This is a genomic window from Actinophytocola gossypii, from assembly GCF_025165815.1.
GTDB lineage: Bacteria > Actinomycetota > Actinomycetes > Mycobacteriales > Pseudonocardiaceae > Actinophytocola > Actinophytocola gossypii.
Window position 1 is genome coordinate 1 of record NZ_JAFFZE010000028.1, and the last position, 13,314, is coordinate 13,314.

Consider the following 13,314-nt stretch of genomic DNA (forward strand, 5'->3'; position numbering starts at 1 on the left):
GGCCCCCAGACCGGCTGCAACGACATGCGGACCTCATCGAGCAGGTCATCGACCAGCGAGCCCCCGGGTTCCGTGACCGGATCCTCGCCCGCACCATCCACGGACCGCACGAGTTGGAGACCCACGATCCCAGCCTCGTCGACGGCGCGATCAACGCCGGCACCGCCGCCATCCACCAACAACTCTTCCTCCGCCCCGTCCCCGGCCTCGGCCGCGCCGACACCCCGATCGACCACCTCTACCTCGCCAGCGCCTCCGCCCACCCCGGCGGCGCCGTCCACGGCGCACCCGGCAACAACGCCGCCCACACCGCCCTCACCCGCCACCGCTTCACCGGACCCGCCTACCGCGCCACCATCAACACCGCCCACCGCGCGCTCTACCGCTGAACCGGGCAGGTCACTTGCCGGCTTCCTCCCGGCCGACGGCGAGGTCGGCGAGCCGGCGGAGGGACTCGCGGTTGCGGGGTACCAGCAGCAGCGCCTGCACGGGCTCCGGCAGGACCCGGCCGGGCCCGGCGACCACCTGCTCGATCATCCGGATCTCGGTCGTGCCGGGATCGGTCTCGGTCAGCTCCAACCGGACTCGCGCGGCGCCGAACGGCCACAGGCCGGCGTCCAGCTCCATCGTCCTCGGGCGGTCGAGCGCGCGGACGGTCGTCGTGTCGTGCACGAGGAACGGCCACGGGCCGACGCTGTGGTGGAGCCTGGTCCCCACGGCCGGCCAGCCCGGGTCCACGTCGCGGATGTGTGCCGCGCCGACCACCCACCCGACGTACAGCCAGCCGTCGGCCAGCACGTCGAACACGCGGTCCGGCGAGGTCGCCACGGTCATACTCACCTCGGTCATCGTTCGCCGCCTTCCGTGGGGTGCATGGGCGTGTTCGTCGACCGGCGCGGCGTGCCGACCAGGAAGGCGAGCCCCGCCATGCCGGCCGCCAGGAACAGGTGCAGCCAGTTGTCCGCGTCGTTGATCGGCACCACGTCGGCCGGGCCGAGCACCCCGTACAGCCACAGCGCCAGGTAGATCGCCGCGCCGCCGACCAGGAACACCCGCGCACCGCGTTCGGACGCCGCGAGCGCGAGCCCGACCGCGCCCAGCGCGAGGTGCACGAGGTTGTGCAGCACCGAGACCGCGAACACCCCGAACAGCATCGCCTCGGAACCGTGCCCCGCGAACGCCAGCTCGCCGGTCGTCACCCCTGGCACGAACCCGAGGATCCCGACCAGCAGGAACACCGCCGCGACGGCCACCGCGACCAGCCGCCCCGGATCCCGGCGTCCGATGGTCGTCGAGGTGTCCGGCGTCTTCGGGATGCCGCCCCGGGCCGGCTCGTCGGAGGCGGGTTCGTCGAGGCACACCGGGCAGGTGGCGTCCGGGCCGCCGTTGTAGACCTCCAGCACCGACTGCCCGCAACGCGTGCGGTACGGCGACGGGTCGAGCAGCGCGTCGGTGCCCGCGTCCACCAGGTGCACCTGGTCGTCGGTACCGCCCCTGGCGCGGTAGTGCTGGGTCCGCGTGGTCACCGGCCGGCCCCTTCCCAGCGGCCGACGCCCGCGCCCTGCGCGTACGCCAGGTGCCCGCCGAGCGCCCCGCCCGCACCGATGGCCAGCAGACCGAGCGTGCTCCACACCGTCCCCGCCCGGTGCCGGCCGCGCAGCCGGCACCGGTACGAGCACAGGAACGCCCCGGCCGCGACCAGGTTCGCCGACGCGTGCAGCAGGCCGACCCGGCGCTGCCGGGTGTCCAGGTCCGCGAAGTCGGCGAGCCCGGCCAGCACCGTCGGCGGCGTCGCCGCCAGCCCGACCGCCACCAGCTGCCGCGCCGCGTTCCGCCGCCCGGTGAGGTCGAGGACCAGCCCGCTGGTCCACGCCCCGATCGGCAGCGTCACCAGCAGCGGGTGCACCGGGTGCCCCAGCCACGACCCGCGCAGCAGGTTCCCGGCCCGGCTGCCGAGCACCACCCGGCGCGCCGTGTCCGCGACCGCCCGCGCCGGCCCGTCGACCGCCGTGACGGACTCCGCCTTGCGTAGCACATTCCTCATGCCCGCGTGTACCCGCGCAGGGAAACCCGAACCGCGTACGGTGAGGCTCGTGACCGAGGTCGTCGTCGTCGGCGCGGGGCCCGCGGGCTGGGCGCTCGCCGACCACTGCGCCAGGGCCCGGTTGGACACCGTCCTGGTCGCGCCCACCGACGGCTGGACCGCGACCTACGGCCTGTGGACCTCGCAGACCCCGAACCTCCCGGCCGGATCCGCCGTGGTTCCCGCGACGACGCTGTGGGCGGGCGAACGATCCCTGCGCCGCGAGTACGCGGTGCTCGACAACGACTCCGTGCTCACCGCCTACGCCGCCACCCCCGTCCGCCGGATCACCGACTCCGTCGTCGCCACCGAGCACGGAGACGACACCACGACGGTCGTGCTGGCGTCCGGGACGCGGTTGCGGTGCCGGCTGGTCGTCGACGCCACCGGGCAACGCCGCGTGCTCTCCGGCGGCGCGCGGCGCGGTGCCCGGACCGAACAGACCGCCTTCGGGATGGTCTTCCCCTCGGCGGCGGCCGCCCCGGTCGTGGCGCGGGGCGAGGGGATCCTCATGCGATGGGACCGTTCCGGCGCCGGCTGGCCCACGTTCCTGTACTCCGTGCCGCTCCCCGGCGAGCGGGTGCTGCTGGAGGAGACCTCGCTCGCCCGCAGCCCCGGCCTGTCGCTCAACGAGCTGAAGCACCGCCTGACCCGACGCCTGACGGACGCCGGCGTGGACCTCGACGCGCGGATCGGCACCGAGCAGGTGCGGTTCGCGATGGACGTCCCGTGGTCGCGGGGGCGCGGCGGCGTGGTGCCGTTCGGCGTCGCGGCCGGCATGATGCACCCGGCCACCGGCTACAGCGTCGGGGAGTCGCTGACCGTGGCCCCGCTGCTCGCCGGCGCGATCGCGGACGCCCTGCCCCGGGGAGCCGAAGCGGCCCACCGCGCCGCGCGGGCGGAGCTGTGGCCGGCGGGCGCCCGGCGAGTGCGGCGGCTGCGGTCCTGGGGCCTGCGCACGTTGCTGGCGTTGCCGCCCGCTCGGGTACCGGAGTTCTTCGACGCCTTCTTCGCGATCCCCGAGGAACTGCAGCACGCGTACCTCTGCGGCCGCGACGATCCGAAGGGGACGATGGCGGCGATGGTCGCCTTCTACCGCGCCGCGTCCTGGCGGCTACGGGCCGCGATGACCGCCGGCGTCCTGCCACGGTCCGTCGGGACACCGTCGCCGTCGTGAACGAACCGGTCAACCGGCGCGTGACCGCCTGGCCACCCGGCGCAGCAGCGCGGACCGGCCGCGGTTGCCGACGGTCCACAGGTCGTGGCCGCGCAGCCGCCACCGCTCCAGCAGGGTGTTCGCGGCGTGGAAGCCGGTGGTCGCCGCACGTTCCATGAGCGCGACGGGCAGATCGACCCGGATCCCGTCACCGGCCAGCACCAGCGTCGGGTCGCCGGTGGTGACGGTCGGGCGGGTGGCGAACGTTCCTGGTGCGAACAGGGGGCAGTCCTCGGCCAGCACGTGTTCCTCGTGCCGCACCCGCGCCCGCCGCAGTTCGGGGTAGACCGCGCGCATCTCCTCGACGGCGACCCGGACGACGGCGTCCTGGTCGCGGCTGTCGAGGGCGTAGGCGTGCAGTTCGACGACCGATCCGCCGGTGCGCCGGCGCCAGACGCGGGCGTCGTCGTCGAACAGGTCGAGCACGCTGACGTTGTCCAGGTGGGTGAAGCCGCTGGTGCCGAGGAAGGGCGCGCGGTCGGCGCGGGCCGGGCGGTCCAGCCACAACCGGCTCACCAGGAACGGCGGCGCGGAACGCAGGGCGCCGACCCGGGCCCGCCAGGCGGGGTCGCCGAGGCCGGGGGAGGCGTCGACGAGCCGGCGCAGCGCGGGCACCTCGGTGGCCAGCACGACCCCGTCGACCTCGGTGGTTCCCGCGTCGGTGCGCACCAGGTACCCGTCGCCCGCCCGGTCGATCCGGTCGACCGGGCACGACAGCTCGACCCGCGCACCGGACCGTTCCAGGTGAGCGCGGAGTGGTCGCCAGAGAGTGCGGCAGAAGGGGCCGCGGGGGACGTCGAACAGCAGGCCCTCGCTGGAGCCGAGGAAGTAGATGTGGAACATGGTGGCCAGCTCGGCCGCCGACAACTCGGTGGGGTCGGCGAAGAAGCTGCGGGAGAACACCTCGAACGCCAGGTGCCGCGCGGCCGGCGGGAACCCGATGTCCCGCAGGTAGCTGGTGGCGTCGACCGAGTCCAGCTCGGCGTAGATCCTCGGTACGGACACGTCGAACAGCGACACGCCGACACCGGGGCTCATCCGGCGCACGTCGGCCAGGGTGAAGGCCTTGCTGCGGAGCACGAACCCGGCGAGGTTCCACGGTGGGGTACGGGGCAGCCCGGCGAAGGTCTCGGTGGTGCCGTCGGTGTGCAGCAACGGGTAGTCCGCGATCGGTCGCAGCGCGGTCAGGGCCGGGTCGACGCGGCGGAGCAGGGCGCGCAGGTTGTAGTACTGGCGGAAGAACGCGTGGAACCCCCGGCTCATCGTGGTCGGCAGCCCGTCGGCGGTGGTCGGCCAGCCACGCAGCCGGCCACCGAGGTCGGCCTCCCGCTCGAACAGGTGCACCGCGACCCCGCGCTCCACCAGTCCGACCGCCGCGGCCACCCCCGCTATCCCGCCGCCCACGACCGCCACCCTCGGCCGCTCGGCCAGCTCGGCGGCACTGGCGTACCCGGGCGCACCGGGCAACACGACCGCGCCACGATCCCGACCCGGACGCCCGGCGGGGGGAAGTCGGAGCATGGTCCGATCGTCGCAGGACCCGCGAGAACCGGCAGAACCACCGCGCCCGGCGCATAATCGCGGCGTGCCGAGCGGATGGAGGAACGAGATGTCACTGCTCGACCGCGTTCTCGCCCGACTGCCCGCCGACGTGCCGCTGAGCCCGATCGACCCGGTCGAGTGGGCGAGCCAGCGACCGACCTACCGGGACGCGCGCCCGGACCTGATCGACGCGGCCGCCAAACGCGCGGCCGCCCGCCCGTCCGGGAACTGGTTCGTACTGGCCGCGAGCACCGACATCCGCTCCGACCGCCCGTACGGCGGCACGATCGGCCGGCACGAGCTGGTCGCCTGGCGCGGTCCGTCCGGCCGCCTGATCGCCGGGCCGGGGGCGTGCCCGCACCTCGGCGCTCCGCTGGCCGAGGGTCGCGTCGACTGCGGCACTCTGCGCTGCCGCTGGCACGGCCTGCCGCTGGACGAGACCGGCGGCCCCGGCTGGTCCCCGCTGCCCACCCACGACGACGGCGTGCTGGCCTGGGTGCGGCTCGACGACCTCGGCGGCGAGCCGCCCCTGCCCGCCCCGGTCCTCGGCCGCCGCCCCGCGCTCGCGTCCAGCGTCGCCGCGGTCGCCACGGTCACCGGCACCTGCGAGCCCGACGACGTGATCGCCAACCGGCTCGACCCCTGGCACGGCGCCTGGTTCCACCCGTACTCGTTCACCCGGCTGACCGTGCTGTCCGCCCCGGACCCCGAGGCCGACCTGCCGGACGAGCACGACCGGTTCGTCGTCGACGTGACGTTCCGCCTCGGCCGCCGGGTCGGCGTGCCGGTGCGGGCCGAGTTCACCAGCCCGGAGCCCCGCACCCTGGCCATGCGCATCATCGACGGCGAGGGCCGGGACAGCGTGGTGGAGACGCACGCGACACCCCGGGCGCCCGGCGCCGACGGCCGCCCCCGCACCAGCGTCATCGAGGCGACCATCGCCACCTCCGACCGCCGCGGCTTCGGCACCGCCGCCCGCTTCGCCCCCGCCCTGCGCCCGCTGATGCGCCGCGCCGCCACCCGGCTGTGGCGCGACGACCTCGCCTACGCCGAGCGCCGCTACGCCCTGCGCTCCGCCCCGTAACCAACCGACGCACAACCGACGCACCCGGCCGTGTCATAGTAGAATAGCCGCGAACGGTTGAGCCAACAGCCATGTCGTCTACCGAGCCCGACGGCTCGGTTCCCGTTTGGATGGTTCCCGTGTCCGTCACCTACCTCACCTGTACCCGCGCACGCCGCAGAGCTTCCGCGCCGCCGCTCCGGTTCGCGGTGACCCGGCCAAGCACGACCGCGACGGTGATCGAGGTCGCCGGCGAGATCGACCTCGCGACAGTGTCGCGGGTCGACGTGTTACTCGACCAGTACCCCGACGAGGGAATCCGGGACCTGGTCCTCGACCTGTCCGCCGTCACCTTCCTCGGTGCCGCCGGGCTCGCCGCCCTCGCCCGCGTCGACCAGCGGATGCGCGACGCCGGCCGGCGGCTCCGGCTGATCATCCGACCGGGGAGTGTGGACCGAGTCCTGTGCATCACCGGGCTCGACCGGCGACTGGCCTGCTACTCAGCTGTCGCCGGCGCGATCGAGGGAGTCGCCGAGTAGCCACAGCGTGGGCGGCCAGAGCCCGACGAACAACGCGCGGCGCTCCGCGTTGCCGCGTTCGTCCTGGTCGACGGTCTTGGCCCGCAGCCACAGACCGATGCACAGGCCGACGGCCGCGGCCGACATGGTGTGCAGATGGGCGCCGCGCAGTCCGGTGCGCAGCAGGAACCGCGGGATCGGTGAGGCTGGTCGAGGTGTGGTCACGCGCATCGCGGGAACTCCTTGGCTCGGCGGTGTGACGGGAGGATGCCCGTGCCGGAACGGTTCATGCTCGGGCGGACGGCACGCACGATGGTGCGGTGGCCGTTCGGGTTGCTGCTCGTGTCCTGGCGGTACCTGTGGATGACCACCCCGTTGCACCGCACGGAGACCCGTGGCGACTCCGGTGACCTGCCGCCCACGCTGCCCGCGTCGGTGGTCGACGACCGGAGCCAGCCGATCGCCGCCGGCAGGGGCGCGCTGTGGCACCGGGTGTTCGAGGTGTGCGTCGTGGACGCCGCGCTCGGGCCGGAGCGGCTGATCGCGGCGCTCGCGGCGGACCTGAACGCGGCCGCGCCGACCGAGGCCGCGGTGTTCTGCAAACTCGACGGTCCCGACCGGACGGTGCGGGTCGGCGACGAGTACGTGGTGCGGATGCCGTCGCCCTGGGACGGCCCGGTCCGGGTGGTCGACTCGACCGACCGGTCGTTCCGGTTGGCGACCCTGGTCGGGCATCTGGAGGCCGGGCAGGTGGAGTTCCGGGCCCGGTCCGACGGGCCGGCGGTGAGGTTCACCATCGAGACCTGGCACCGCTGCGCGAGCCGGCTCGTCGACCTGCTGTACGCGCGGTTGCGGGTGGCCAAGGAGATCCAGCTCAACATGTGGGTGCGCTACTGCCTCGGCGCGGCGCGGGTCGCCGGCGGACGGGTGCGCGACGGCGTGCACGTCACCACCCGCCGGCTCGACGACGAGGCCGGCGTTCACGAGGCGTGCAGCCGCGAGCGCGCCGGGTCGTAGCTGTACAGCGCGAAACGGTCCAGCGGATGCGGCTCCACCCCGGCCGGCACCGTCACCAGCCCGTCCGTCGCGCCGGCCGACGGTGGCCGCACGGCCCGCTCCCGCACGAGGCCCCGCATCCGCCCCTGGATCTCGCGGTAGAACCGCAGCTGGGTCCGGCGCCCGAACAGGGCCCAGCCGAGCCGCAGCACCGGCCCGAGCCGGGGGTCCACCTGGGAGTGCGAGGTCGCGGTGAACTCCACGTGACCCGAGTCCCGGTGCTTGACCACCCGGTAGACGACCTCACCCCGTTCGAGGTGGCCGTCGAGCGTCTCGTAGCCCCACCCGAACACGTCCCGCGCCGGATCGTCGGCGTCCACGAGCGAGGTGATCCGCACGCCCATCTGGAAGCGCAGCGCGCTGAACCGGCCCTCCAACAGCAGTTCCCGGCCCAACAGCGGCACTCTCGGGTCGTAGACCGCCCGCACCAGGCCGGGCGGGGTGAACTCGTAGTCGCGCACGAGCTCGCAGGCCACCGACCACAGCCCGCCAGGCACCGCGGGCCCCGGCGGCTCCAGGCCGAGGACGCACCGGTGCTCGTCGAGGTTCCACGCCGGGCGGCGCACCTCGGCCCGGTCGTAGTTGACCGCGCGCCCCCGCAGCGCGGCCAATGCCGGAGCGGGGTCCGCGCGACCGATGCGGAGCCGTCGGTGGGAAACCATCGCCCCCTGACTACCCGCCCCGGCGGGCGGTGAACGTGTACTCGATGCCGCGCTGCCAGCCGGACATCGGCTCGGTGCGCACGTCGACGTAGCCCGCCCGGGTGAGCCGGTCCGCGAAGGCCGGCGCGTTGTCGAAGGTGGCGACACTGCGCCACAGGTGCCGGTACAGCGGCACCCCGCCGCCCTTCACCGCGGCCAGCGGGATGACGATCCCCCAGCACACCACGGCCCAGCGCAGGCGGACCCCACGCGTCCGGCCGGCGACGTACTCGTGCACGGCCAGCCGCCCGCCCGGCCGCAGCAACGCGTGCAGCGCCCGCAGCTGGGGGTCGGGGTCGGCGAGGTTGCGGACCAGGTAGGCGGCGAACACCGCGTCGAACGGGCCCCCGAGGTCCGCGCCGCCGAGATCCTCCACCGCGCTGTGCACGAACCGCACGGTGTCCGGCCACGGCTTCGCGGCCGCCATGGCCAGCATGCCGGCCGACGCGTCGACCCCGACGATCTCCGCGCCGGGCGCCGCGGCCAGCAACGCCGCCGTCGACGCGCCGGTGCCGCAACCGACGTCCAGCACCCGCACGCCGTCGCCGCTCAGCCCGAGCCGGCGCGCGGAGACCCGGAGGTGCTCGTGGTAGCCGGGGTTGTGGCCGGTCAGCTCGTCGTAGGTCCCGGCGCCCGCATCGAACGCCGCCGTCACCGCCGCGGGGTCGTTCACCGCGCCACCTCCCTGGTCCGCCGGCGCGCCAACAGCGACCGGAGCACCGCCGGTGCCGCCACCGCGGCCCGCCGGGCGTTGCCGACCACGGCCCGGCGCGCGAACACGTCGTGGTCCATGGCCTCGATCCGGTCCAGGATCTCCGAGTACAGCGTGAACGCGGTCGCGATGCACGGCCGGGACGCCGGACGGAGCATCGCCACCCCGGGCGCCGCCTCCCGGTACAGCGCGCGCGTCCTGGCCACCTGGTCGGCGAGCGCCCGCCGCACCCGCTGGTCGGCGTGCCCCCGCTCCCGGCACCAGCGCAGCCGCTCACGGTCCACGTCGAACGCGGTCAGCTCGTCAGCCGGCAGGTAGACCCGGTCCCGGTCGAGGTCCTCGGCGACGTCGCGGAGGAAGTTCGTCAGCTGGAACGCCTCGCCCAGCGCGGCGGCTCTCGGCGCCGCCTCCGCCGGATCGGTGACCGTGCCGAGCACCGGCAGCATCTGCAGCCCGATCACCCTGGCCGACCCGTGCACGTACACCGCCAGCTCGGCGCGGGTGGCGTAGCCCCGGACGGTGAGATCCATCCGCATCGACTCCAGGAACGCGGTGAACAGCGCCGGGTCGATGTCGTACCGGGCCGCGGTGTCCACCACCGCCGCGATGACCGGGTGCCTGCCGCGCCCCGACGCCAGCCCGTCGCGCAGGTGCCGCTCGGCGTCGTCCAGGCGCGCCCGCACCTCGGCCGCACTGGAACCGGCGTCCGGCTCGTCCACCACGTTGTCCACGTACCGGGCGAACCCGTACAGGGCGTGCACCCCGGGCCGCTGGTCGGCGGCCAGCAGCCGGGTGGCGAGGAAGTACGTGCGGCCGTGTTCGGCGTTCAGCGCGCGGCACCGGCGGTAGGCGGCCCGCAGCTCCGGATCCCGGATCCCGGCGGCGTCCAGTTCGCGGTCGCTCATGGCGTCCGCCCGGTGATCCGGTCGGCCGCGAGCCGCCCGGAGATCAGCGCCGTCGGCACGCCGACCCCGGGCACGGTCCCCGCTCCGGCCAGTACCGCGTTCGCCGACGAGCGGGGGAAGTTGCCCGGCCGGAAGGGCCCGGTCTGCGCGAGCGAGTGCGCGTAGCTGAACGGCGTGCCGGCGGTCATCCCGAGCCTGGCCCAGTCGGCCGGCGTGAGCACCGCCAGGATCCGCGCGTCGTGCGGGAGGCCGGGCACGCGTCGGGTCGCCACCTCGATCACCTCTTCGGCGTAGTCGTGTCCGCGGGCGTCCCAGTCGATCCGGCCGCGGTCCAGGTTCGGCACCGGGGCCAGCACGGAGAGCAGATCCCGGCCGGGCGGGGCGAGGCCGGGGTCGGTCGCGGTCGGCCGGGTGACCAGCAGCGACGGATCGGTCATCGTCCGCCCGCGCCGGATCAGCTCGTCGAACGTGCCCCGCCAGGCGTCGCCGAAGCTCAGCACATGATGCGCGGTCTCCGCCCCGGCCGGAACGCCGAGGTGCACCACGACCGCCGACGGCGCCGCCCGCAGCCGCACCGGCCGCCGCGGCGCCCGCCCCAGCAGCCGGTACGCGTACGCCGGCTCGGTGGTCAGCACGACGGCGTCGCACCCGAACCGCTCGCCGGTGTCCGTACACACCCCGGTGACCCGGTCCCCCCGCCGTTCCAGGCCGGTCACGGTCATCCCGTACCGCAGGTCCACCTTCGCGTCGGCGGCCGACGCCGCGAGCGCGTCCGGTAACGCGCGCACCCCGCCACGCGGGAAGAACACCCCGGCGACGGTGTCCATGTAGGCGATCACCCCGTACACCGCCAGCGCGTGCCGGGGCGCCATCCCGGCGTACAGGGACTGGAAGGTGAACACCCGCCGCAGCCGATCGTCCCGCAGGAACCGCGCGACCCGCCCGTGCAGCGACCCGAACCCGCCCAGCGCCGCGAGCCGGGCCAGGTCGGGGGAGACCAGCGCGAACGGCGAGTCCACGTTGGCCGCGATGAACCGGTCGTACTGGGCCCGGTACAGCCGGCCGAGCCAGTCCCGCAGCCGCAGGTACCCGCGCGCCTCGGCGTCGCCCGCGAACCGCCGGACCTCGTCGACCATCGCGTCGGGCTCGCTGTGCACCGCGAGCCGCGAGCCGTCCGCGAACCGCGCCTCGTACGCGGGCGACAGCGGCAGCAGCTCCAGCCTGCGCTCGACCGTGTCCCCGACCGAGGCGAACGTCTCCGCCAGCACGTCCCGCATGGTCAGCACGGTCGGCCCGGTGTCCACCCGGTACCCGCCGACATCCAGCCGCCCGGCACGCCCACCGGGCACCGCCGCGCGTTCCAGCACGGTCACCTCGCGGCCCCGGCCGGCCAGGTGCAGGGCGGCGGCGAGCCCGGACAGCCCGGCGCCGACCACCACCACCCGGTCCGTGCGCCCGCCGACCGTCCGCATCCGCGCGGGCTCAGTCGGACTTCGGGCGCCGGCGCAGCGCGCTCGGCCTGTGCACCGCGTCCTTCCCGCTCTTGTCGCTGCGCACCCGGTACTGCGGATCGTCCTCCGACGCCCGCACGGTCCGCCCGGCGGCCTCGGTGTCCTCGGTGATCTCCTCCTCGACCTCGCCGTGGGCTGTTGAGCCGTGGCTGGACCACTCGACCTCGTCGCCCGGCCGGAACGGATGCTTCGCCATGATGGCACCTTCCCCGAACGTGTTGCGTCGGTTGTGCGTCGCTTGTCGGCGCACGGGTACCCCGCCCGCGCCGGATCACACGGGGAAGGAGAAGGGCATGGACAGCGACGAACGCGAGCGGGTGCGCGAGGAGTTCGACGACGCGGTCAACCTCACCGCCAAGCAGCTGGAGCAGTGGCTCGACACCGACGAGTCCAAGTCCGTCGGCGACAAGCGCGAGGGCGAGGCCATCGGCCACGAGTCGGGCCGCCGCATCGTGTCCCTGCTCAGGACCAGGCGCGACGACCTGACCGACGACGACTACGACCACATGCGCACCGTCGTGGGCTACGTGCACCGCCACCTGGCCCAGCGACCGGACAAGCCGGACAGCGAGATCGAGGGCAGCCGCTGGCGCCACTCCCTGATGAACTGGGGCCACGATCCCCTCCGCACATAGTGCGAGGATGGCCGAATGGCCCAGCGAGGTGACGCGGGCGGGCCCCACACCGCGGGGCAGGTGGCCCGTTCACTCGGCGTCGCCGAGACGACGCTGCGGTCCTGGCACCGCCGGTACGGCGTTCCCCCGCACGCCGACCGCCCGGGCGGGTACCGCCGGTACACCCGCGAGGACATCGTCCGCCTGGAGCGCATGCGGGACCTCATCCGGTCGGGCGTCCTGGCCTCCGACGCGGCCCGGATCGCCGCCGTCCAACCGGCCGAGCCGGGCCTCGGGGCGGCGCGGGACCGGTTGCTCGAGGCGAGCCGAAGCCTGGACAGCCGCACCTGCCAGGCCGTGCTGACCGAGGCCGTCGGAACCTACGGGATCGTCCCGGTCTGGGACACCGTCTGCCGGCCCGCCCTGGTCGAGGTCGAGCACGAGCAGCGGGCGGACCCCGCGCCGGCGACCTGCGTGCCGAGGGAACACGTGCTGTCGTGGGCGATCGCGGCGGCACTGCACCACGTCCCGCCCGCCGTGCCCGAGGAGGCCCGGCCCACCGTCCTGCTGGCGTGCGTCGAGGACGAACAGCACACCCTGCCGCTGGAGGCACTGGCCGCCGCGCTCACCGAGCGACACGTCCCGGTCCGGATGCTCGGCGCCGGCCTGCCCACCGCCGGCCTGGTCGCCGCCGCCAGGACCCTGTCGCCGGCGGCCGTCGTGCTGTGGGCGCACCGGCCGGACACCGCCCAGGTCGACGCACTGCGCCGCCTCCGCCGGCTCCCACCGCGTGTTCTGACGGCCGGGCCCGGCTGGTCCGCGCGCCGCCGCGCGAGTGCCGGATACCTCCCCACCCTCGACGCCGCACTGGCCGAGCTGGCGTAGCGCACCGGTTGTGCATCGCTTGCCCGCTGTCGGGTACTCCCGGGCATGACCCACACACCGGACGGCGCCGACCCGAGACTCGTCGACGGCCCGTGGCGCGACGGGCTGGACGACCGGACGGTCGTGGCGGTCGGCGCGCTGACCGAGGCGCTGGAGACGGTCGAGGTGGCCAGGGGGCACCTGTACGCGTTCCACCAGATCACCGGCTCGGCCGACTTCAAGCTCGAACACGCGATCCGGCTGCTCGCGGAGGCCGGCCATCAGGGGCTCGCGGAACGGCTGTCCCGCGAGCTCCTCGGCCGCAACGTCCTGCCCGGCCGGTGGACGTTCCAGGTCATCGAGGACTACGAGGACACGTACTACAGCGTGTTCCGCGACCTCGAACGCGAGGCCCGCGAGCTGACCCGGGGCCTCCCGCACGTGTACGAGGCCGACCTCAAGCGCACCCGCCGCTCCCGGGGCGAACCGGGTCACGAGGCCAGCCCGGGACCGTCGCCCCGGTGACCGT

The 13,314-nt window shown here is 74.7% G+C and carries 17 protein-coding genes and 1 pseudogene; 8 read left to right on the top strand and 10 right to left on the bottom strand.

Translation table 11 applies throughout. The features are described 5' to 3' along the window. Positions 1–389 (top strand): annotated as a pseudogene (locus JT362_RS32210) (NAD(P)/FAD-dependent oxidoreductase); the annotation flags it as partial. A gap of 10 nt (positions 390–399) precedes the next feature. On the opposite strand, the gene JT362_RS32215 reads toward JT362_RS32210, so the two are convergent. The 3 genes from JT362_RS32215 to JT362_RS32225 are packed head-to-tail and all read right to left on the bottom strand — an operon-like array spanning position 400 to position 2,044. Continuing rightward, the gene (locus tag JT362_RS32215) at positions 400–849 is read right to left on the bottom strand and encodes an SRPBCC family protein (protein WP_260195659.1); all 450 of its coding nucleotides are present in this window, start codon (positions 847–849) and stop codon (positions 400–402) included. Continuing rightward, positions 846–1,526 carry a DUF4383 domain-containing protein gene (locus JT362_RS35710; protein WP_375546589.1) on the bottom strand — a complete coding sequence of 227 codons (681 nt, stop codon included), beginning with the start codon at positions 1,524–1,526 and terminating at the stop codon, positions 846–848. The genes JT362_RS32215 and JT362_RS35710 overlap by 4 nt, the downstream gene beginning before the upstream one ends. Next, entirely contained in the window at positions 1,523–2,044 is a 522-nt protein-coding gene (locus JT362_RS32225; RefSeq protein WP_260195660.1) for a DUF2231 domain-containing protein, read from the bottom strand. The genes JT362_RS35710 and JT362_RS32225 overlap by 4 nt, the downstream gene beginning before the upstream one ends. 49 nt (positions 2,045–2,093) lie before the next feature. On the opposite strand from JT362_RS32225, the gene JT362_RS32230 reads away from it, so the two are divergent. Then, positions 2,094–3,260, top strand: a complete 1,167-nt coding sequence (locus JT362_RS32230) for a lycopene cyclase family protein (RefSeq protein ID WP_260195661.1) — start codon at positions 2,094–2,096, stop codon at positions 3,258–3,260. Positions 3,261–3,269: 9 nt separating this feature from the next. On the opposite strand, the gene JT362_RS32235 is transcribed toward JT362_RS32230, so the two are convergent. Then, positions 3,270–4,820: an FAD-dependent oxidoreductase gene (locus JT362_RS32235; RefSeq protein WP_260195662.1), complete on the bottom strand. Its 1,551-nt coding sequence runs from the start codon at positions 4,818–4,820 to the stop codon at positions 3,270–3,272. An 88-nt stretch (positions 4,821–4,908) separates the two neighbouring features. Here JT362_RS32235 and JT362_RS32240 point away from each other — a divergent pair, with 88 nt between their 5' ends. Next, complete coding sequence (locus tag JT362_RS32240; RefSeq protein WP_260195663.1) at positions 4,909–5,925, top strand: Rieske (2Fe-2S) protein; 1,017 nt, start codon at positions 4,909–4,911, stop codon at positions 5,923–5,925. Positions 5,926–6,044: 119 nt separating this feature from the next. Continuing rightward, entirely contained in the window at positions 6,045–6,443 is a 399-nt protein-coding gene (locus JT362_RS32245) for an STAS domain-containing protein (RefSeq protein ID WP_260195664.1), read from the top strand. Here JT362_RS32245 and JT362_RS32250 read toward each other — a convergent pair. After that, on the bottom strand, positions 6,405–6,653 hold the full coding sequence (locus JT362_RS32250; protein ID WP_260195665.1) for a hypothetical protein: 249 nt from the start codon (positions 6,651–6,653) through the stop codon (positions 6,405–6,407). The two genes, JT362_RS32245 and JT362_RS32250, sit on opposite strands and share 39 nt — an antisense overlap. 42 nt (positions 6,654–6,695) lie before the next feature. Here JT362_RS32250 and JT362_RS32255 point away from each other — a divergent pair, with 42 nt between their 5' ends. Next, positions 6,696–7,439, top strand: a complete 744-nt coding sequence (locus JT362_RS32255; RefSeq protein ID WP_260195666.1) for a DUF1990 family protein — start codon at positions 6,696–6,698, stop codon at positions 7,437–7,439. On the opposite strand, the gene JT362_RS32260 is transcribed toward JT362_RS32255, so the two are convergent. The 5 genes from JT362_RS32260 to JT362_RS32280 are packed head-to-tail and all read right to left on the bottom strand — an operon-like array spanning position 7,403 to position 11,503. Further along, a complete protein-coding gene (locus JT362_RS32260; protein ID WP_260195667.1) occupies positions 7,403–8,140 on the bottom strand; it encodes a DUF1990 family protein in 738 nt (245 codons plus the stop codon). The two genes, JT362_RS32255 and JT362_RS32260, sit on opposite strands and share 37 nt — an antisense overlap. A gap of 10 nt (positions 8,141–8,150) precedes the next feature. Further along, entirely contained in the window at positions 8,151–8,852 is a 702-nt protein-coding gene (locus tag JT362_RS32265; RefSeq protein ID WP_260195668.1) for a methyltransferase, read from the bottom strand. After that, positions 8,849–9,796, bottom strand: a complete 948-nt coding sequence (locus JT362_RS32270; RefSeq protein WP_260195669.1) for a phytoene/squalene synthase family protein — start codon at positions 9,794–9,796, stop codon at positions 8,849–8,851. Before JT362_RS32270 ends, JT362_RS32265 begins: the two co-directional genes overlap by 4 nt. Continuing rightward, on the bottom strand, positions 9,793–11,268 hold the full coding sequence (gene crtI, locus JT362_RS32275; protein WP_260195670.1) for a phytoene desaturase family protein: 1,476 nt from the start codon (positions 11,266–11,268) through the stop codon (positions 9,793–9,795). Before crtI ends, JT362_RS32270 begins: the two co-directional genes overlap by 4 nt. 10 nt (positions 11,269–11,278) lie before the next feature. After that, positions 11,279–11,503: a hypervirulence associated TUDOR domain-containing protein gene (locus JT362_RS32280; protein WP_260195671.1), complete on the bottom strand. Its 225-nt coding sequence runs from the start codon at positions 11,501–11,503 to the stop codon at positions 11,279–11,281. A 97-nt stretch (positions 11,504–11,600) separates the two neighbouring features. On the opposite strand from JT362_RS32280, the gene JT362_RS32285 reads away from it, so the two are divergent. Genes JT362_RS32285 through JT362_RS32295 form a run of 3 tightly spaced genes read left to right on the top strand, consistent with a single transcriptional unit; the run spans position 11,601 to position 13,310 of the window. After that, positions 11,601–11,942 (top strand): DUF3140 domain-containing protein, encoded by a 342-nt coding sequence (locus tag JT362_RS32285; RefSeq protein ID WP_260195672.1) that lies wholly within the window; start codon positions 11,601–11,603, stop codon positions 11,940–11,942. A 15-nt stretch (positions 11,943–11,957) separates the two neighbouring features. Next, on the top strand, positions 11,958–12,806 hold the full coding sequence (locus JT362_RS32290; RefSeq protein WP_260195673.1) for a MerR family transcriptional regulator: 849 nt from the start codon (positions 11,958–11,960) through the stop codon (positions 12,804–12,806). Positions 12,807–12,851: 45 nt separating this feature from the next. Beyond that, on the top strand, positions 12,852–13,310 hold the full coding sequence (locus tag JT362_RS32295) for a hypothetical protein (protein WP_260195674.1): 459 nt from the start codon (positions 12,852–12,854) through the stop codon (positions 13,308–13,310). The last annotated feature ends 4 nt before the right edge of the window (positions 13,311–13,314 follow it).